The following is an 18,966-nucleotide window of genomic DNA, read 5'->3' as shown; positions in this document are numbered from 1 at the left end:
GGCTTCCAATATTGACCGGTTCGCTGATGGCGATTGTCGTTAGCGGCGTCTGAGGGTTTCACGCGGGTGTTCACCAAAGCGCTGAAAATACTCTTTTGAAAAACGTCCCAGTTGTGAAAAGCCCCAACGGGTGGCGATGTCCGTCACATTCCCGCTTTCATCCGGGTTGCCGAGGTCATGGTGGGCACGTAACAGGCGGGTGTCTGCAATATAGCGATTGGGGCTGGTGTGCAGATATTCACGGAATCCGGCATACAGGGAACGCACGCTGACACCACTGACGTCCGCCAGCTGAATGGCACTGATGGGCTGGCTGGCATGAGCCTGAATATAGTCGACGGCCTTGCGGACGTGGCGTGGCATCACACTGGTCGTCAGCGGGTATGACGGCACTGTGGCGTGCCAGTGCAACAGGCTGTTGGCCAACAGTTCTACATGCTGGCCAAGAATCAGTTCGTTGTTATAGAGATCCGGGCTTTGGCTCAGCTGCTCAAACAGGTTGAGTGCCTGTCGGCTCCAGGCCTGTCCGCGGGCATCTTCCAGTGAGATGGCTTCATTCAGTTGTGGTTTAACCTGACCATGGTGGCCATAAAGGGCGTTTGACAGACGTTCGAGATAGCCGTGTTCGATACGGATCGCCAGCTTTTCGCAGTCGCCGCTCCAGTGCATGTGCAAGGGCTGGCGGGGCTGGTGAATGGTGGCCTTGCGAGGGTCGCTGATGAGATCCTGATTATGACGGCGTTGTTTGTCGTAGCCTTTCAGGGGAATCTGGATCAGAAAGAAGTCCCCCAGCTGTTCAACGCAGACATCCACCTCGGCGCCGTACTGCATCCGGCACAGGCTGACACTGCCCGCCTTGACGAACTCGTGCTGGTAATCAAGACAGGCATTCTTGCGGGTCGGGATCAGATCGTGGCCACAGAAACGTTCGGCTACGATCTGGCGGGTTTCGTCGTAATCACCGGAATGTAACGATTCACTGGCTAGCAGAGCGGTGGCCATATCTGTGCTCCTGTCTGTGGTCTGCAATGCCGCCAGCGGTGAGGCTGGCGGCGCTCTGGCAGTCTGAGGTGGAATTGCCAGAATCAGTCTTCGATTTTTTCAACCTTGTAGGCTGGTGGTTTACCTTCAGCCGTTTTCATAAAGCGGATACTGGTGTCCTTGCGGGCACCGGTAACGCCGCGGGCCGGTTTGGCGATACCACGGTTCCAGCGGGATGCCAGCTTGCGCCAGGTGATGGGGGAAATATCGGTACTCACCAGTTGTTCGTCATCCCAGCCGGTGCCGTCGGTATAGAAATCCTGCATGGCTTCGCGGGCGTAGAGGTCACAGTCGTTGAAGCCATGCAAAGCGAGTGGCTTGTACACCCGTTCGAAGCGGTAGGCGTGTTTTTCCAGTGCTTCCGGGGTATCACACACTCGCACGATCACTTCCCAGTATTCATGGGTGTCGTCAGTGATTGGCACATACCATTCGTACTGCACCATGTGCTCGCCCGGCCAGTTTTCTACCATCAATACCCCCGGCAGGACGACCGAGGTGCGATAGGCGCGGCCATTGACGCCTTCAACCTTGAGCCCCAGCTCTTCGTTTTCCAGTACCGGTGCCCATTTGTCGGTAAACAGCCACTGCATCATGCCTTTGGGGCCCTGATCGTCTTCGACCACGGTAATGCATTCATCATCGACCGGCAGGATACCGAGTGGCAGTACCCATTCCATGGCGTGGACGATGGTGTTGTCCTTGTGTACCAGAATGTGGGCGTTGTCGAAGCCATTCTCACAGGCGATTCGCCAGTTGCCGTAGCCGGTGCGGTGAATTCCCATTGCAACCGCGTTGTCATCCAGCAGGCTGGGGGAGGCTGGCCACAATGGGTGAGGGAAGCGTTCGCTGTTTTCCGGGAAGCGGAATGGCAGGTCTTCGGAGAGCGGTGGTACGTCTGGTAGTGGGAAGTTGTCGTCACGCACGAATACGAAAATCATACCGGCGACTTCTTCGACCGGGTAAGGGGTAATCCCGGTGGTGCCAATCAGCTTGTCTTGCGGGTTGGCAACGATGGTCGTCAGGTCGCCGTTTTCAAGGTCGAAAGTAAAGCCGTGATACCAGCAGGAAATGGTTTTCTTGTTGAAGCACATGGGCTTTTCAGACAGCCGTACACCACGGTGGACACACTGGTCCTTGAGCGCAAAGACCTTACCGTTGACGCGGCGCAGAACGATCGGAATACCACAAATCTGGATGCCTTCAACGGCGTCTTCCGCCAGTTCTTCGCTGAACAGGGCAGGATACCAGTGGTTGATGAAACCCCAGGCAGCGTCTTTGTATGGCTGATACTGGCTTTGGGTCTGGTCGTCGTTGACGCGACTTTCGCTGATGCTGCTGTTGACGACACGACGGCGAACAATAGGCTGGTCTGACATGGTAAATCCCCGGCTAATCACGTTTGAGGTTGTGATGTCATGCTAGGAATCGCAGCCTTGGCCAGCACTCCCATTTCGGCAGAGGTTATCCCGTTCGTGCAGAAAAGTGACTGATGGAGAATTTGGAGCATTTGTCCAATTAACGGGCGAGGGTTTGCGACGGCGTTTCACCAAAGCGTTTTTTATAGGCTGTGGTGAAATGGCCGAGATGGCCAAATCCCCATTGCAGTGCGACCTGGGTAATCGTCGTCTGGCTGGCACAGCTGCCGAGCAGCTCTTCGCGTACCCGTTGCAGCCGGAATTCCCGGATGAACTGGTTGGGGGTGGTCTGGGCGTAGCGTTGAAAGCCGTCGTATAACGAGCGGCTGCTGACACCGACCTCGCGGGCGATGTCGGATACGCTGATTGGATTGCTGGCATTGGCGGCAATAAAGTCCTGGGCGCGGCGTACAAACGCCGGTGCAATCAGTGGCTCTCGCTGTGTCAGTAATTGGCTGAAACTGTGTGGCTGACAGCTCAGCGCCATGGCAAGAACCGACTGCTCGATCTGCTTTTCGACGATAGGAGACATGCTCAGATCGGGGATCGACAGCATGTCATAGGCCCAACGCAGGGTTCGCATCCAGCTGTGCCCCGCTGGGTTGGACATGTCCATACGAGCGTCAAACTCCAGCGGCTGATTCAGGCTGCGACCAATAAAGCTCTGGCAGTGCTGTTCCAGCGTCGCTCGTTCGATCCGTACAATCAGCTTTTCCGTGTTGTCGTCGTGGTGTACCCGGGACGGGCTGTTACTGTTAATAAAGTTGCCGACGCCGGGACGGGTTTCGGTAACCACACCGCGCTGGGTCGTTTGCTCCCGGCCATGAATCGGTAGCTGAAACAGCACAAAGGAGTGCAGCTCGGCCGGTGAAATAATCACTTCTGCCCCATAACTCATACGGCCAAGGCCAACGTCGCCGACCTTGCGATAATAGAGGTAGGCGTTGAGATCATCGGATGACAGGTATTCAAGAGAATTGTCGCAGAACACCTTGCGGCCCCATTCCCGCGCTTCATCGTGATCACGGGTACGAAAGACCTCAAAGTCTGACAACAGATTGCGGACGTCGGAACTGGAATGCATCTCGAAATGACTGTTCATCGTACTGCTGATCTCGCATCGGGCCAGAATGATCCGTTTGGGCGACGGTGCCCTGACAGTCCTGATGACGTGGCGTCCATTTCTCTATGCCCATATCCGTGCGGCAGATGCATCAAGGCGTTGTTTTAGTGCAGAAAACCAGCCTGTATCTGGCAAAACAGGTAGCTAAATAGCTAACGCAAAAAGCGGGCCGCGGGTTGCTGTTTACAAACAACACTTCTGATCCGTATCTTGCTGTCATTACTCAAGGATGACGTTATGACTTCGAACCGCTTTGTAACCCCTCGCGGGGGAATGATGACCGCCGTATTCAACTGGCTGGCAAACTCCAGTCGACTGGCAGCAATACGGCGTGCAGTGCTTTCCCGCTTGCCATTTCTGCAGCTGCAAAGTGACGTGAGCACGGTTGTCTATCTCAACTGGGTGGTGCCTTTGCCACTGGCCCAGGCGGCAGTGCCGGCGGGGGTTGAGTTGGTATCTGTGGGTAATAAAACCATTCTGACTATCCTTTCCTATCAGCATGGCCACTTTGGTCCGGCGTCTGCGGTGCGTAAGTGGATGCCATCGCCCCTGCAAAGTAACTGGCGTTTTTATGTCAACTCTGCCAACGGGCTTGGCCCGGCTGCCGGAGTGGTGGTTTTTATCCGTAATGTATTTGATAACCTGGCCTACGCCGTGGGGAGCCGGGTGTTCAGTGATGCCTTGCCTTCCCATCTGGCGAATTCGTTTTTGCATCAGCAGCGGGGCGATGAATATCTGACGGAAATTACCGCTGCCAGTGGTAGTGCTCCGGAGTTGTATTCCCGCGTTCGCCCTTGCGAAACGCCGAAGCTGCCTGCCGGGTTTGAAGCTTTCTATCCATCCTGGTCCGAGGCGGTGGCGGCATTGACCCAGCAGGACTCGGCGATTTGTGCTGTCTCAGACACCGGTATGCTCGCTCAGGCGGGGATTGACTTGCCGATCCCGCTGGATGAGGTCATTGCGTGCGAGTGCCTGGAGTTTCGTGCCGGTGCGTTGCTTGAGCAGCTCGGTGTCGAAGGGCAGCCGTTTTGTTTTGTGGTGCCAGAAGTCCGGTTCCGGGTGCTGTGGGAACGGATTATCTGGCGGCCCTGATCAACCGGCAGGATGCCCGCCGTTGCTTCGGGCTTGCTCCAAAATCCATACGGCGGTGAATGCTGCCAGGCTGTTATCAATGGCTGATCATCCACGGCCGCATGCCGGGGAACATCTTGTTGCCTTCGGCGGTGTACATCAGGTTGCTTTTGCGCTTTTTGCCCTGATTGCAGCCACAGCCTGAGTGGTGCCTGTGCTCTACGGCGGCACGGGCCTGACGCTCCTCTTCCCGTTCCCGGTATTGTCCGGCGGTCATCACATCCGGGCTTTCACGGGCTTTTTCATTACGTTCCATCGCCGCGCGGGTTTCTCTCAATACCCGGGCAATTTCCGGTGGCAGCACAATCACCCGTGCTGAAACGGTCTGGCACTGCGGGCAGGGTTTTGGCTGGTCGTGCTGCTGCATCGGAGCCAGTTCCTGAAATACGCCGTGGTGCGGGCATTTATATTCGTACATCGGCATGGCGGTTTCCTCATCAAAAGTCGGACTGACGGCGGGCCTGGCCAGCCGTCAGTGGGGTTGGTTACAGGATCAGTCGAGATCCGGGGCCTTCGGAATGTCGATGGAGCCATCCAGGTGTTTGACCGGGCCGTTGGCGTTCGGCTTGATGTCGAACTCGAAGATGTCGGTCGGCAACCACAGGGTGGCGCAGGAGTTCGGTACGTCGACAACGCCACTGATATGCCCCTGAATCGGCGCACAGCCAATGATTGCGTAGCCTTGTGCTTCGGTGTAACCAAACTGGGTCAGGTACTTGATGGCGTTCATACAGGCCTGTTGATAGGCCAGACTGGTGTCGAGGAAGTGCTGCTTGCCGTCGTCGTCCACTGAGATACCTTCAAAGATCAGGTAGTCGTCGTACTTCGGCACCATTGGGCTCGGCTTGAAGATCGGGTTCTTGATCTGGTATTTGGCCATGCCGTCCTTGATCAGGTTGACGCGCATGTGAATCCAGCCAGTCATTTCAATCGCACCACAGAAGGTGATTTCGCCATCACCCTGGCTGAAGTGCAAATCGCCCACCGACAGGCCAGCGCCGTCGACGTAAACCGGGAAGTACACTTTGGCACCGCGGGTCAGGTCCTTGATGTCACAGTTACCGCCGTGCTCGCGTGGCGGCACGGTACGGGCGCCTTCAGCGGCCGCGGCGGCCCGTTCGTCACCTTGCAGGCGACCCATATGGGCGGTGTCGGCGTAGGGCAGGCAGGCCAGTGTTGGTTCGCGCTCCGGATCGGTGTCGAACAGTTCTTTCTCGCGCTTGTTCCACATATCCAGCATGTCGCGGGACGGCAGACAGCCGATCAGCCCCGGGTGCAGGATACCGGCGAATTCAACGCCGGGAACATGGCGGGACTTGGTGTAGATACCGTTGAAGTCCCAGATCGATTTCTGTGCTTCCGGGAAGTAGTCGGTGAGGAAGCCGCCGCCGTTTTTCTTGGCAAAGAAGCCGTTGAAACCCCACTGTTGCTCGTCAAATGCACCGATATCGAGAATGTCTACTTCCAGCAGGTCGCCAGGCTCGGCACCTTCTACGGCAATCGGGCCAGACAGGAAATGCACCTGGGTGAGGTCGACGTCGCGGATATCTGCGGCGTCATCGTTGTTCTTGATCTGGCCACCGGTCCAGTCGTAACACTCAACAATAAAGTCATCGCCAGGTTTAACCGTGGCCACCATGGGAATGTCCGGGTGCCAGCGATTGTGAACGCAGTCGTTGTCGTAGGCGGATTGGTTAAGATCAATCTTGATGATGGTATCAGTCATGGTTTAGCTCCTTAATTGCCAAGGCCATTGAGGCTTTGCAGGTTGGCGGTGGCTGTTTGCAGGCACGACCGTGCCCCTCCGGTCACCGCCGGATTTAAATTCGGGTTGGGTTGGGGTCTGGAATTACACCGTCAGATGCCTATACCGACAGGTATTTGGAAATCATGGTCTGGTCCGCCTCGCTGGCTGGTACGTCCAGCACTATGTTGCCTTTTTCGATCACCAGGATGCGGTCGGCCACATCGAGGGCGAAACTGAGCACCTGTTCGGAAACGATGATGGCGAGCTTGCGCTGATCGCGGATCTTGCGCAGGGTGCGGGCCATCTCCTTGATGATGCTGGGCTGGATGCCTTCGGTTGGTTCATCCAGCAGCAATACACCGGGATTGCTGGCTAACGCCCGTGCGATGGCAAGCTGCTGTTGCTGGCCGCCCGAGAGGTTGCCGCCACGGCGGTGCTGCATTTCCTTCAATACCGGGAACATCTCGTAGAGGTCCTCCGGGATCTGGTTGCTGCCCGTGGAAGTCAGGCCGGTTTCGATGTTTTCCTTCACCGTCATGGTCGAGAAGATCATCCGACCCTGGGGTACAAAACCGAGCCCGGCAGCCACGCGCTGGTGGCTTTGCAGCGGTATCAGGCTGGTGCCGTCGAGCTGGCAGTCGCCGGACTTGCTCGGAATCATGCCAATCAGCGACTTCATCAAGGTGGTTTTGCCCATGCCGTTGCGGCCCAGTACAGCGACGATTTCCTCGTCGCCAACTTCGAGGTTGAGGCCGCGAATCACATCGCTCTGACCGTAGGCGACGCTGTAATCAGTGAGTTGCAACATTGTTGGTTTCCTCGTTCGGCTGGCTCAGTGGCCGAGATACACTTCGATGACTTTGGGATCGTTCTGCACCCGTTCCATCGAACCTTCGGACAGCACCTTGCCCTGGTGCAGCACGGTGACGCGGTCGGCGATATCGGCGACAAACTGCATGTCGTGTTCAATCACCAGCACCGAGCGGTCTTTGGTAATGCGTTGCAGCAGCGCCGCAGTTTGCTGGCGTTCCGCCACCGACATGCCGGCGACCGGTTCGTCCAGCATCAGCAGTTCCGGGTCCTGGATCAGCAACATGCCGATTTCCAGCCATTGTTTCTGACCGTGGCTGAGCAGGTCGGTGTTCATATCCAGCTTGTCGCCGAGGAAAATCATTTCAGCAATTTCCTCCACCTTGCTGATTACCGCCTGGTCGCGCTTGAAGGTCAGCGCCCCCCAGACATTGCGACCGCGCGGGTAGGACAGTTCGAGGTTCTCGAACACCGTCAGGTCTTCGTAGATCGACGGGTTCTGGAACTTGCGACCGACGCCAGCGTGCACAATCTGGTGCTCGTTAAGGCGGGTCAGCTCCTTGCCCTTGAACTTGATCGAACCTTCGGTCGATTTGGTGCGACCACAAATCAGATCCAGCACGGTGGTTTTACCGGCTCCGTTGGGGCCGATGATGACGCGGATCTCCTGTTCCTCGACGTACAGCGACAGGTCGTTGACGGCTTTGAAGCCATCGAATGACACTGTCAGCCCTTCGATACTCAGAACAAAATCCTGCTGGTCGATGTGCTTGTTAGCCTCGAGCATGGCTTGGCTCCTCCGGGTTAAAGGATTCCGCTGGGGTTGCTGCTGGTGCGCTGGTGCTGTTAGTGGCAGCCGGGGTCGTACGGCCGGGCTTGTTGAACAGCGCCTTGATGCGCGGCTCAACCTGGCTGCTCCAGACGCCGGCCAGACCGTTCGGGAAGGCCATGACCACGCCGATAAACAGTGCGCCCATGGCGAACAGCCAGAGTTCCGGGAAGGATTCCGAGAAGGTGGTCTTGGCGAAATTCACCAGCAGCGCGCCGTACACCGCCCCCAGCACGGACAGGCGACCGCCCACCGCACAGAAGATCACCATTTCAATCGACGGCACGATGCCGACAAAGCTGGGCGACATAAAACCCACCTGAAGGGTGAACATGGCACCACCAATGGCGGAGAACACTGCTGCCAAACAGAAAATAAAGATCTTGAAAGCCGACACGTCGTAGCCGGAAAAACGCACCCGGTCCTCGCGTTCACGCATGGCCACCAACAAGCGGCCGAGCTTGCTGTTGATGACGTATTTGGCAGCGAACAGACAACCAAACAGCAGTGCCACACAGACGAAGTAGAGAACGTACTTGGCGCTGTCGGTACGGATATCCCAGCCGTGCAGGGTACGCAGGTCGGTGATGCCGTTAACGCCGCCGGTAAAGCCTTGCTGGCCAATAATCAGAATCGTCAGGATGGCCGCCACCGCCTGGGTAATGATGGCGAAATAGACACCGCCAACCCGGCGCTTGAACATGGCCACCGCAACGATCAGGGCAAAGATGGCTGGTACCGCAATGATCGCCAGCAGGGTAAAACCAAAGCTGTGGAAGGGTTGCCAGAACCACGGCAGTTCGGTCAGCTGGTTCCAGTCCATAAAGTCGGGAATCCCCGGGGTGGACTGAATCGCCGTAGCTTCCGGCGTTGACGCTTCCAGCTTCAGGAACATCGCCATGCAATAGCCGCCGAGACCAAAGAACACCCCCTGGCCAAGGCTCAGAATGCCGCCGTAGCCCCAGCACAACACCAGGCCGATGGCGACAAACGAATAGGTCAGATACTTGCCCACCAGATTGAGGCGGAAAATATCCATGCTCAGTGGCAATACCACCACCAACAGCAGCGCCAGAATCAACATATGGGTGAGCTGATAACGGCTAAACAGATTGGAAATCATTGAATTCATGGTCAGCTCCTTACTTGCGCATTTTCAGCGAGAACAGGCCTTGTGGACGCAGCATCAGAATGCCGACCACCACCAACAGCGTCAGAACCTTGGCCATTGAGCCACTGAGGAAAAACTCCATGGTCGATTGCGCCTGGGAAATGGTGAATGCCGACGCCACCGTTCCCAGCAGGCTCGACGCACCGCCAAACACCACCACCAGGAAGGTATCGACGATATAGAGCTGGCCGGATGTCGGGCCGGTGGAACCAATCATGGTGAAGGCGGAACCGGCGATGCCCGCGATGCCACAACCAAGCGCAAAGGTCAGGCGGTCTACTTTGGCGGTATTAATACCGACTGCCGCCGCCATCGGACGGTTTTGCACCACGGCGCGGGTTTGTTTGCCGAGACGGGACTTCTGCATCATCAGCCAGACGCCAACGGTCACGACTACGGTGAGCGCCATAACGAACAGGCCGTTGATTGGCACTTCAATGGAATCACTCAGTGCATAGGAGCCCATCAGCCAGTCGGGCAGGGTGACACCTACTTCGCGGGTACCAAAAATGGTCCGATACAGCTGCTGCAGAATCAGGCTCAGGCCCCAGGTGGCCAGCAGGGTATCCAGCGGACGCTTGTAGAGGTGGCGAATCATGGCCCATTCCACCAGGGCCCCAAGGGCGCCAGCAGCAAAAAAGGCGATCACCATGGCAATAAAGAAATACATGCCGTAAATCGATGCAGGCAGGTAGTTTTCAAATACGTGTGAGGTCAGGTAGGTCATGTAGGCACCGAGAATCATGAACTCGCCGTGTGCCATATTGATCACGCCCATCTGGCCAAAAATAATCGCCAGCCCAAGCGCCATCAGAACAAAAACAGAAAACAGGATCAGACCGGCAAACCCTTGCATGGCAAAGATCGAGAGCAGCTCTGAGGAGGTATAGTCGGCAAACATGGTTGTATCTCCCGGTGGTATCAACGTCGGAAACGGCGGCCCGCAAGGGCCGCGCGTTCAGTTGCGTGTTGCTTACTGGTAGCCAGCCGGGAATGGGTTTGGCTCGATCAGGTCTTTTGATTCGTAGACCACTTCGTATTGGCCATCGGCCTTGGCACGACCGATACGGGTTTTCGACCACAGGTGATGGTTTTCGTGGATGCGCACATAACCTTCTGGCGCGGTAGTCAGTTCGATGCCAGGAGAGGCCGCACGGACCTTGTCGATGTCGAAGGAACCGGCTTTCTCAACCGCAGCTTTCCACAGCCATGGGCCAAGGTAGGCCGCCTGGGTGACGTCACCGATGACGATGTCGTTGCCATATTTGGCCTTGAAGGCATCGACAAAGGCCTTGTTGTTGTCGTTAGGCAAGGACTGGAAGTACTTCATGGCAGCGTAGGCACCTTCGATGTTTTCGCCACCAATGCCGAGGATTTCGTCCTCGGTTACCGAGATGGTGAACACCAGTGGATGCTCTTTGGTCATGTCGATACCCGCAGCTTTCAACTGCTTGTAGAAGGCCACGTTGGAGCCACCTACAACAATGGCGTAAACCACGTCAGGCTTTTTCAGCTTGATCTTGTTGATCACTGAGTTGAACTGGGTATGACCGAGTGGGTAATACTCTTCGCCCACTACGCTGAGGCCCAGCTTTTCGATGTGCTTGCGGGCAATCTTGTTGGAGGTGCGTGGCCAGATGTAGTCGGAGCCAAGCAGGAAGAACTTCTTCGCGCCCTTGTTTTTGACCACCCAGTCGATGCCTTCAATGATTTGCTGGGTCGCTTCCTGACCGGTGTAAATCACGTTGGGCGACTGTTCCAGACCCTCGTAGAAAGTCGGGTAATACAGCATGCCGTTGTATTGCTCAAACACTGGCAGTACGGCTTTGCGGGAGGCGGAAGTCCAGCAGCCGAAAACCGCTGCGGTCTTGTCATTGACCAGCAGTTTTTTGGCTTTTTCAGCGAAGGTTGGCCAGTCACTGGCACCGTCTTCCTGGATGTATTCAATCTTGCGGCCCAGCACACCGCCCATGGCGTTGATCTGTTCGATGGCCAGCTTTTCAGCCTGCACGGAACCGGTTTCACTGATCGCCATGGTGCCGGTTACCGAGTGCAGGATGCCGACCTTGACGGTGTCTTTGGTGACTGCCAGACCGGTGGTGTTGGCGTCGTCTGCCAGTGCAGGCAGGCTGGCGTGCGCCAGTGCCAAAGCGGCAGGAATGGCCAACATTTTTCGCAAAAATGAGCGGCGAGCGCCCTTCGGTGAGTCGTAATGCCTTGATTTTAAAATCATAATTGGGCCTCTTCATGGATTCAGCGGTGCGGGTAAGGAACGTTTTCCAGCATCCCGAAAAGGCCGTTGTCGGAACATGCGCGTCTGCTGTCCACGACGTACGTACATTGACGCATATCGGCAACAGGGGGTTCTGGATATGGTCTTGATTCAATAATCAGGAGGAGATGGCCGGGTCGGTCATCACTGCACCGCAACGACCATGTCGAAACAGTCGCCCTACAGCAGCCGTCGCAGTTACAACCGCTGGGTTGCCAACCAGACGCTGGAAGATTTTGCCCTGCGTTTTACCGCCAAAAGCGCCCGCCGCTGGTCCGCAGCGCGGGTGTCGAATACCGCGTTGGGGGCTATTTCGTTTCTGGCGCTGGAAGCCATTGGCGCTACCGTCACCTTGCTGTACGGCTTTCACTCGGCGGTAGCCGCCATCATGGTGGTGTCGGCGCTGATTTTTCTGAGCTCGATTCCGATCAGTTATTACGCCGCCCGTTATGGCGTTGATATCGACTTGCTCAGCCGTGGGGCTGGCTTTGGCTACATCGGCTCGACCGTAACCTCGCTGATCTACGCCTCTTTCACCTTTATCTTTTTTGCCCTCGAAGCAGCGATTATGGCGTCGGCGATGGAGATGCTGTTTGGCTTGCCGTTATGGGCCGGCTACCTGTTCAGCTCGGTGCTGGTGATTCCGCTGGTGACCCACGGCATCACTTTTATCAGCCGCTTTCAGGTCTGGAGTCAGCCGCTCTGGTTGCTGTTACAGATCACGCCGTTTATCTACATCCTCTGGCACGAGTGGCAGGCGGCGCTGGAGTGGGTCAACTTCGCCGGGGTGATGCCGGCCACGACAGCGGCCCACGATGGCAGCCATTTCGATCTGATTCTGTTTGGCGCGACCTCGGCGGTGGTGTTTTCGCTGGTGGCACAAATCGGCGAGCAGGTCGACTTTCTGCGCTTTTTGCCGGAGCCCGAAAAGGATCACCGGCTGCGCTGGTGGCTGGCCTTGCTGGTCGGCGGGCCGGGCTGGATTGTGGTTGGCATGCTGAAAATTCTGGCCGGTTCGTTTCTGGCGGTACTGGCGTTGCGCTCCGGTATGTCGGCGCTGGACGCCACCGACCCGACCCGCATCTATTACGTGGCCTTTGGTTATCTGAGCGATTCGCCAATGGTGGTGCTGGCGCTGACGGGGCTGTTTGTGGTGCTGTGTCAGGTCAAGATTAACGTCACCAACGCCTATGCCGGTTCGATTGCCTGGTCGAATTTTTTCTCACGGCTGACCCACAGTCACCCTGGCCGGGTGGTGTGGCTGGCGTTCAACGTGATGATTGCGCTGCTGCTGATGCTGCTGGGCGTGTACGAGTCGCTGGAGCGGATTCTCGGTATCTATTCCAACGTTGCGGTGGCCTGGGTCGGTGCGCTGGTGGCTGATCTGATCATCAACAAGCCGCTGGGCCTCAGCCCCAAACACATCGAGTTCAAACGCGCCTATCTGTACGACATCAACCCGGTCGGCTTTGGCGCCATGGTGCTGGCGTCGATCCTCGGCATCATGTGTTTCTCCGGCCTGTTTGGCGAACTCGCCCAGGCTATGTCGTCTTACATCGCGCTGGCGGCGGCACTGTTGCTGTCGCCACTATTGGCGTTACTGACCCGGGGGCGTTTTTATCTGGCGCGGCCGATCCAGCAGGTGCCACTGGGCAATTGCCAGTGCACCGTCTGTGAAAACCATTTCGACAGTGAAGACATGGCGGTCTGTCCGCTTTATCAGGGCGCGATCTGTTCGCTTTGCTGCACGCTGGAGTCACGCTGTCATGACCAGTGCAAGGACAAGGCACGGCTGAGCGAACAGATTCAGCAGCTGCTGGAACTGGTGTTGCCACAATGGCTGGTGACCCGCATGAACCCGCGACTGCTGCAGTTCACCGGCCTGATGGCGATAATTGGCTCGGTGGTCGGAGGTCTGTTCTGGCTGGTGTATATGCAGATCCCGACCTATTCAGAAGGTTATGCGTTGTTGTCCGGGGTGTTGGTGCAGGTGTATCTGCTGCTGCTGATTATCATGGGAGTGTTGATCTGGCTGTTTGTGCTGGCCAACGAGAGTCGTATGTTTGCGCTGAAGGAATCCCAGCGCCAGACCGAATTGCTGCAACAGGAAATCACTGCCCACGAAATTACCGACCGCGCCTTGCAACAGGCGAAGGAACAGGCGGAATCTGCCAACCGCGCCAAAAGCCGTTATCTCGGCGGCATCAGCCATGAGCTGCGCAGCCCGCTCAATTCGATTATTGGTTACGCCCAGTTGCTGGAAAAAGACCCCAGCCTGTCGGAGCGCCAGCGCGACAAGGTTGGGCTGATTCATCGCAGTGGTGATCACCTCGCCGACCTGATTGAAGGTTTGCTGGATATTTCCCGCATTGAAGCCGGGCGGCTGGAAATCCGCCGCGATGAATTTGATGTGCATCGACTGTTGGACGAACTGGTACACATGTTCCGCCTGCAGGCCGAAAGCAAGGGCATTGAGTTTGAGTATCGGCCCAGCCAGTACTTGCCGCGTATTGTCCGCTCCGACGAAAAACACCTGCGCCAGATTCTGATCAACCTGCTGTCGAATGCGGTGAAATTTACCGTCAGCGGGCGGGTCAGCCTGACCGTCAGTTATCGCAGTCAGGTGGCAGAATTCACCATCGTTGATACCGGCCCCGGCATCAGCCCTCAGGATCGCGAACGTATCTTCCAGCCGTTCGAGCGAATTCGTAAACCAGGCTTGCCACAAACACCCGGCACCGGCCTCGGACTCACCATTACGCGGTTGCTGGCCGACATCATGGGCGGTGATATCAGTCTCGAAAGCCAGCCCGGTTTTGGCAGTGTGTTCCGTCTCAGCATGATGCTGTCGAGTGTTTCCGGGCCAGGTCTGAAAGTGGTGCCGGAACGGCGTATTGTCGGTTATCGCGGTGATCGCAAGACCTTCATGGTGGTCGATGATGACGCCGCCCATCGGGGGCTGGTGAGTGAAATTCTGACGCCACTGGGATTCGATGTTCTCGAAGCTGAAGACGGCTGGGCCTGTCTGAAGATGCTGCAACAAACCCGCGTTGATCTGCTGTTGATGGACATCTCGATGCCGGGCCTGACCGGCTGGCAGCTGTTACGGCAGATTCGCGAAGACGGCGACAAAACGCCAGTGATCATGGTGTCGGCGGATGCTGAAGACCGGCAGTCGGCACAGGCCCGTGGCGATGCTGCCGATGAAGAACCGCGGCTCAACGACGGTTATCTGATCAAACCAATCCGCGACAGTAAGTTACTGGCTGCGGTGGGGCAGGTATTGCAACTGCAATGGCGCTTTGAAGATGAGCCAGACGGCATCACCGAGCTTAATCCTCGTCAGCGCGTCGACATGACCATTGGTGAAGCCCGTGAGCTGCTGGCAGCTGCGGAAATTGGTCATATCGCCGGCATGGAAGCCGTGCTGGTTAACATGGAGGTCCGTCAGGCCAGCACCGATTTGACCCGGCTGTTGCGCCAGCAACTGACGGGCTTCCGGTTTGGTGAACTAATCACTCTTGCGAAAAAGGTAATCAACGATGAAAGCAGCGACTCCCATGGCCATGACCACAGCAGCCAACAGCGGAGTCGTGCTGATTGCGGATGACACCGTTGAATCACTGGGAATGTTGAATGAAGCCCTGATCGATGCCGGATATACCGTGCTGGTGGCGATGGATGGCCAGCAGGCGCTGGCGGTGGCGGGGCGGATGATGCCAGACCTGATTCTGATGGATGCCATCATGCCCAACATGGACGGCTTTGAAGCCTGCGCCGCACTGAAGCAGGATTCCGAGCTGGAAAGTATTCCGGTGATCTTCATGACCGGGCTGTCTGACAGTGATGACGTGGTGCGCGGGCTGGCCGCTGGCGGCGTTGATTACGTCACCAAGCCGGTCAATCTTGATGTACTACTGGCGCGGGTGCCGGTGCACATCGCCAATGCCCGCAAAACCCGCCGGGCGATGCGTTCTCTGGAAGAAATTGGCCAGCCGACGCTGGCCTGTGATGTCCATGGTCATTTGCTGTGGTGCTCTGGTCGCGCCCGCGAAGTGATGCAACAGCAGGGCCTGGCTGAAAGCGAATTCCAGCAACAGGCCAGCAGTGCGCTGGCGCAGTGGTTTGCCAGGTCACCGGAGCGTTTTCAGCAACTGCGAATTGATGTTGGCGAACGTCCCTTACAGGTCAAGTTTCTTGGCTTGCCCGCGCCGGGGGAGTTCCTGCTGCGGCTGGTGGATGAAGATGAAATGTCGCTGCGGCAATCCCTCAAAGACCATTTTGGCCTCACTGAACGGGAAGCCGAAGTACTGCTGTGGCTGTCGCGCGGCAAGACCAATCAGGAAATCGGCCAGATCCTCACCATGAGTCCACGGACGGTTAACAAGCATCTGGAAACCGTGTTCCGCAAAATGGGCGTTGAAAACCGTACTTCAGCGGCTGCAGCCAGTCTGGGATATTTGAGTATGTTGTAACCAATACAAGATCTATTCGGTTTGGTTATTGATAAATCACTGACATTATTTACCGTTATTGACAAATTGAGCGAGTGCTCACACTTCAGGAGAGTACCAGGTAACAAAATCGATTTTCCCCGGGTTGTGAGTTGAGCCAGCGATGATTAGCGTGGCGCTGACTGGCTCTGGATAAAAAGTAACCAGCCAGTCGCAGTGCATCAGGAAAATGCCAGCTCATAAATCTCAAGGAGAGACTCATGCCAAATCTGGTTCAAGAACTGAATAGCCTCGATTTCAGTGTTTACATTGGTGGGCCAATGCAAGCTGCTGTGCAGGCTCAGCATGCGGCGTCCATGTCGCAGGTAAACTTCATCAAGGAAGTTGGATTTGAAGACAGCGGTAGTGGCAGTGCCTTGCGCTATGTTGACTTCGAGTACAAGAAATCTGTCCCCAAGGCTGACGGTACCGGCTTCGACGAACAGGACGTCAAAATCAAGGTGCCATTCCTCACCATGCTGACCATTCCGGCGTTGCGGATTGAAGAGATGGTGATCGACTTTAACGCCAAGCTGACCTCAACCGAAACCGCCAATGTATCGAGCGAGTTTGCCGCCAGTGCCTCCCTCGGCATTGACTACAAGATCGTCAACTTCAAGGCATCTGCATCCTATAAGCGGACCTCCACCACGGGTACCAGCGTAGAAAAAACCTACAACCTGGGTGTCAAGGTAACCGCGCTGAACGATGAACTGCCACCGGGCCTGGATCGTATTCTGACCATGCTGGAAGACAGCATCGTCAGCGTTTGATCTGACGATTGACCGACGTTGGCCAGTGTCTCAGCCTCCTGATGCACTGGTTTTCATTCACCGGGATGCTGGCCAACTTTCTCGCAAGAATCCACGAGGGACTAATTGATGCCAAAGTTGAACGAATATCTGGGAAGCATAATCTCCAGCCTTAATACCGCCCGGGTAATGGCTGATATACAGACGGTGCGGGTTGCTGAGGACTACGCCAAACACGAGTTATTGCAGCATTTTTCGGTACCCAGAATGCGTATCGACGATGTCGAGATCACCATTCCGGTGGCAATCGATTCGGCCGAAGAGCAGATTGACGCGCCGGTGGATATTATTAATAACAAGGATTTTAACAGTCAGATTTACGCTGAGATCACCCGTAGTCTGGGGGTTCGCAGCCTGCCTCGGGAAACCTCGTTACAGGTCCGGTCACTGATTGCCAGCGAGACTCGTGAACTGGAAACCAGTATCAACAAAAGCCGTGATTTGACACCGGTAGCCAGCTTCAGCAAGCAGCTGGCTGAGCAGGTCAGCAAGGTACTTGCGCAGCAACCGGAACTGGAAAAATCAGCCAGCACCGATGATCTTTCCGGCCGCCTCAATGAAAGTGCAACCAGCCAGCTGCAAGGCCTTGTTGGCAATACCAGTCTGGGGGATATGAAGGTCATTGCCGAGACCCACTTGCTGCGAGATCAGAAGCCTGAGCACATCATGCAAATCAAGCTGAAAATTTCTGAAGATGCGGTGGAATGGCAGAAACTCGAATCGGCTGATGGCGAGCAGAAACGCCTGTTACTGCCGGAATAAGGGGAGCAGCATGCTGAAATCCACTGTTATGACCGTACGTAATCTAACCAGCCTGTTATTGGAATATCCGCTGTTGGTGCGGCAGCTGGAAACCAAAAGCCCTTCTTTTTTAGCGAATTTGTTTGATTGGCTCGAACGTACTGAGCAGGCTTTGCTGCAACACAGCAATGTGTTGGCAGCAGAGTTGGCGGGTATTAAAAGCCGTATTATTGCCCCAGCCTGTAAGGATGATCTGCGAGGCTCTGTACGCAAGGTTCAGATTCGCACCGCTGCTGACCATATGTTCGAATTGCAGGATTGTTTGCAACGGGCACTACAGCCTCACGCCCGCAAGCTTGATGAAAGTCGTGAACCGGTTCGGCAATTGCTGGCGATCGTGGCTGATAGCGGAGCGGTAAGTTATGACGGCAACACCTCACTGGATCAGCTGATCAGCCGTATCTGGTATTTGATGAGTCATCATGAGCAGCTGAAACCTCTGATGGTGCAGCTAAAAAGTCGATTGTCGGAGCAGGACGTAAAATTGTTGCTGGCTGACGAGATCGAACTGGAAGACTTTACGGATCAACCGGTCTCTACTGTGTGAACCTCTCATACTGGTGAAGATGACAACGGGCGACCTTGCGGGACGCCCGACGTTATTTCGGCAGTATTCTCCGGGAGGTCAGGCTGGTTCAGCCTGTGCTTCCACCGCCGCCACCAAAGCCGGTTTGATCTGCGCAATCCAGTCTCGCATACGGCCTTCGGTCAGCAGCCCCTGGGTTTTGTGGTCCAGTGCCAGGCCAACAAAACGACCGTCGACTACGGCTTTGGATTGCTGGTAGGTGTAGCCTTCGGTGCTCCAGTCACCAATGATGGTGGCGCCCATGCCTTTGAACAGCTGATAAAGCTCAAACATGCCATCGGCGTAACGTTCGCCATATTTCACCTGATTACCGAGGCCATACAGGGCTACTACCTTGCCGCTGAAATCAGCGCCTTCCAGTTGCGGTAAAAACTCCAGCCAGCTGCCGTTGCGCACATTGGTTTCCAGCCCGGGCAGGCGGCCTTCACCATAGGTGGCGGTGCCCAGAATCAACGCCGGGTAAGACAGCAGGTCGTCGATGCTGGCGCGGTTGATGTTCAGCGGTTTGGCGGCGATATCGTCACCCAGCAGTTTTGCCATCTTCTTGCCCATCAGGCGAGTGGTGCCGGTGTCGGTGCCGAAAAAGATTCCAATCTGACTCATGATTCATCCTGTTGCAGGTAGTCGTTAGCAGACAGGGTGCAAAATCAACTCCAGCCAGAACCAGTGATTGGAGAATCCAGAAGCTCACCAAAAAACTGATTCAGATCAGTTACTTGGCATATTCAGCCA

General features: G+C 56.1%; 17 protein-coding genes. 6 read left to right on the top strand and 11 right to left on the bottom strand.

The features are described 5' to 3' along the window. Positions 1-39 precede the first annotated feature (39 nt). The 3 genes from K6123_RS21895 to K6123_RS21885 form a co-directional block, all read right to left on the bottom strand. Positions 40-1,002 (bottom strand): AraC family transcriptional regulator, encoded by a 963-nt coding sequence (locus tag K6123_RS21895; protein ID WP_221801617.1) that lies wholly within the window; start codon positions 1,000-1,002, stop codon positions 40-42. Between the two features lie 83 nt (positions 1,003-1,085). After that, positions 1,086-2,420 carry a Rieske 2Fe-2S domain-containing protein gene (locus K6123_RS21890; RefSeq protein ID WP_221801616.1) on the bottom strand — a complete coding sequence of 445 codons (1,335 nt, stop codon included), beginning with the start codon at positions 2,418-2,420 and terminating at the stop codon, positions 1,086-1,088. Positions 2,421-2,559: 139 nt separating this feature from the next. Beyond that, positions 2,560-3,561 carry an AraC family transcriptional regulator gene (locus tag K6123_RS21885; RefSeq protein ID WP_221801615.1) on the bottom strand — a complete coding sequence of 334 codons (1,002 nt, stop codon included), beginning with the start codon at positions 3,559-3,561 and terminating at the stop codon, positions 2,560-2,562. Positions 3,562-3,819: 258 nt separating this feature from the next. Between K6123_RS21885 and K6123_RS21880 the strand changes: the two genes are divergently transcribed. After that, on the top strand, positions 3,820-4,674 hold the full coding sequence (locus K6123_RS21880) for a DUF2071 domain-containing protein (protein WP_221801614.1): 855 nt from the start codon (positions 3,820-3,822) through the stop codon (positions 4,672-4,674). A gap of 76 nt (positions 4,675-4,750) precedes the next feature. Here the strand turns inward: K6123_RS21880 and K6123_RS21875 are convergent, their stop codons facing one another. From K6123_RS21875 to urtA, 7 genes are all read right to left on the bottom strand, one after another. Beyond that, the gene (locus K6123_RS21875; RefSeq protein ID WP_221801613.1) at positions 4,751-5,137 is read right to left on the bottom strand and encodes an FmdB family zinc ribbon protein; all 387 of its coding nucleotides are present in this window, start codon (positions 5,135-5,137) and stop codon (positions 4,751-4,753) included. A gap of 69 nt (positions 5,138-5,206) precedes the next feature. Beyond that, positions 5,207-6,439 carry a formamidase gene (gene fmdA / locus K6123_RS21870; RefSeq protein ID WP_221801611.1) on the bottom strand — a complete coding sequence of 411 codons (1,233 nt, stop codon included), beginning with the start codon at positions 6,437-6,439 and terminating at the stop codon, positions 5,207-5,209. Between the two features lie 139 nt (positions 6,440-6,578). Further along, positions 6,579-7,268 (bottom strand): urea ABC transporter ATP-binding subunit UrtE, encoded by a 690-nt coding sequence (gene urtE / locus K6123_RS21865; RefSeq protein WP_221801609.1) that lies wholly within the window; start codon positions 7,266-7,268, stop codon positions 6,579-6,581. 24 nt (positions 7,269-7,292) lie between these two features. Then, complete coding sequence (urtD, locus tag K6123_RS21860; protein ID WP_221801608.1) at positions 7,293-8,057, bottom strand: urea ABC transporter ATP-binding protein UrtD; 765 nt, start codon at positions 8,055-8,057, stop codon at positions 7,293-7,295. Beyond that, on the bottom strand, positions 8,044-9,231 hold the full coding sequence (urtC, locus tag K6123_RS21855) for an urea ABC transporter permease subunit UrtC (protein WP_221801606.1): 1,188 nt from the start codon (positions 9,229-9,231) through the stop codon (positions 8,044-8,046). Before urtC ends, urtD begins: the two co-directional genes overlap by 14 nt. Before the next feature lie 10 nt (positions 9,232-9,241). Next, positions 9,242-10,171: an urea ABC transporter permease subunit UrtB gene (gene urtB, locus K6123_RS21850; RefSeq protein WP_221801604.1), complete on the bottom strand. Its 930-nt coding sequence runs from the start codon at positions 10,169-10,171 to the stop codon at positions 9,242-9,244. A gap of 72 nt (positions 10,172-10,243) precedes the next feature. After that, positions 10,244-11,440 (bottom strand): urea ABC transporter substrate-binding protein, encoded by a 1,197-nt coding sequence (gene urtA / locus K6123_RS21845; protein WP_246624967.1) that lies wholly within the window; start codon positions 11,438-11,440, stop codon positions 10,244-10,246. Between the two features lie 265 nt (positions 11,441-11,705). Here urtA and K6123_RS21840 point away from each other — a divergent pair, with 265 nt between their 5' ends. From K6123_RS21840 to K6123_RS21820, 5 genes are all read left to right on the top strand, one after another. Then, a complete protein-coding gene (locus K6123_RS21840) occupies positions 11,706-15,152 on the top strand; it encodes a hybrid sensor histidine kinase/response regulator (protein WP_221801601.1) in 3,447 nt (1,148 codons plus the stop codon). Further along, a complete protein-coding gene (locus tag K6123_RS21835) occupies positions 15,085-16,017 on the top strand; it encodes a response regulator (protein ID WP_246624962.1) in 933 nt (310 codons plus the stop codon). The genes K6123_RS21840 and K6123_RS21835 overlap by 68 nt, the downstream gene beginning before the upstream one ends. Positions 16,018-16,256: 239 nt before the next feature. Continuing rightward, positions 16,257-16,808, top strand: coding sequence for a DUF2589 domain-containing protein (locus K6123_RS21830; RefSeq protein WP_221801598.1), 552 nt, complete (start codon positions 16,257-16,259; stop codon positions 16,806-16,808). Positions 16,809-16,916: 108 nt separating this feature from the next. After that, positions 16,917-17,609: a hypothetical protein gene (locus tag K6123_RS21825; RefSeq protein WP_221801596.1), complete on the top strand. Its 693-nt coding sequence runs from the start codon at positions 16,917-16,919 to the stop codon at positions 17,607-17,609. Positions 17,610-17,619: 10 nt separating this feature from the next. After that, positions 17,620-18,195 carry a hypothetical protein gene (locus K6123_RS21820; protein WP_221801594.1) on the top strand — a complete coding sequence of 192 codons (576 nt, stop codon included), beginning with the start codon at positions 17,620-17,622 and terminating at the stop codon, positions 18,193-18,195. 78 nt (positions 18,196-18,273) lie between these two features. On the opposite strand, the gene K6123_RS21815 is transcribed toward K6123_RS21820, so the two are convergent. Continuing rightward, positions 18,274-18,837, bottom strand: a complete 564-nt coding sequence (locus K6123_RS21815) for a flavodoxin (RefSeq protein ID WP_221801592.1) — start codon at positions 18,835-18,837, stop codon at positions 18,274-18,276. Positions 18,838-18,966: the final 129 nt, after the last annotated feature.

The organism is Oceanobacter mangrovi (assembly GCF_019740315.1).
In the GTDB taxonomy this organism is placed as follows: Bacteria; Pseudomonadota; Gammaproteobacteria; order Pseudomonadales; family Oceanobacteraceae; genus Oceanobacter; species Oceanobacter mangrovi.
The sequence above is the reverse complement of the archived record's forward strand: the minus strand, read 5'-3'. Positions and strand labels throughout refer to the sequence as shown.

Coding starts and splice junctions, on each gene's coding strand:
- K6123_RS21815 (WP_221801592.1), bottom strand. CDS start 18,837: ATGAGTCAGATTGGAATCTTTTTCGGCACCGACACCGGCACCACTCGC.
- K6123_RS21830 (WP_221801598.1), top strand. CDS start 16,257: ATGCCAAATCTGGTTCAAGAACTGAATAGCCTCGATTTCAGTGTTTAC.
- K6123_RS21880 (WP_221801614.1), top strand. CDS start 3,820: ATGACTTCGAACCGCTTTGTAACCCCTCGCGGGGGAATGATGACCGCC.
- K6123_RS21840 (WP_221801601.1), top strand. CDS start 11,706: ATGTCGAAACAGTCGCCCTACAGCAGCCGTCGCAGTTACAACCGCTGG.
- urtC (WP_221801606.1), bottom strand. CDS start 9,231: ATGAATTCAATGATTTCCAATCTGTTTAGCCGTTATCAGCTCACCCAT.
- urtD (WP_221801608.1), bottom strand. CDS start 8,057: ATGCTCGAGGCTAACAAGCACATCGACCAGCAGGATTTTGTTCTGAGT.
- K6123_RS21890 (WP_221801616.1), bottom strand. CDS start 2,420: ATGTCAGACCAGCCTATTGTTCGCCGTCGTGTCGTCAACAGCAGCATC.
- K6123_RS21875 (WP_221801613.1), bottom strand. CDS start 5,137: ATGCCGATGTACGAATATAAATGCCCGCACCACGGCGTATTTCAGGAA.
- K6123_RS21820 (WP_221801594.1), top strand. CDS start 17,620: ATGCTGAAATCCACTGTTATGACCGTACGTAATCTAACCAGCCTGTTA.
- fmdA (WP_221801611.1), bottom strand. CDS start 6,439: ATGACTGATACCATCATCAAGATTGATCTTAACCAATCCGCCTACGAC.
- K6123_RS21825 (WP_221801596.1), top strand. CDS start 16,917: ATGCCAAAGTTGAACGAATATCTGGGAAGCATAATCTCCAGCCTTAAT.
- urtA (WP_246624967.1), bottom strand. CDS start 11,440: ATGTTGGCCATTCCTGCCGCTTTGGCACTGGCGCACGCCAGCCTGCCT.
- urtE (WP_221801609.1), bottom strand. CDS start 7,268: ATGTTGCAACTCACTGATTACAGCGTCGCCTACGGTCAGAGCGATGTG.
- K6123_RS21885 (WP_221801615.1), bottom strand. CDS start 3,561: ATGAACAGTCATTTCGAGATGCATTCCAGTTCCGACGTCCGCAATCTG.
- K6123_RS21835 (WP_246624962.1), top strand. CDS start 15,085: ATGAAAGCAGCGACTCCCATGGCCATGACCACAGCAGCCAACAGCGGA.
- K6123_RS21895 (WP_221801617.1), bottom strand. CDS start 1,002: ATGGCCACCGCTCTGCTAGCCAGTGAATCGTTACATTCCGGTGATTAC.
- urtB (WP_221801604.1), bottom strand. CDS start 10,171: ATGTTTGCCGACTATACCTCCTCAGAGCTGCTCTCGATCTTTGCCATG.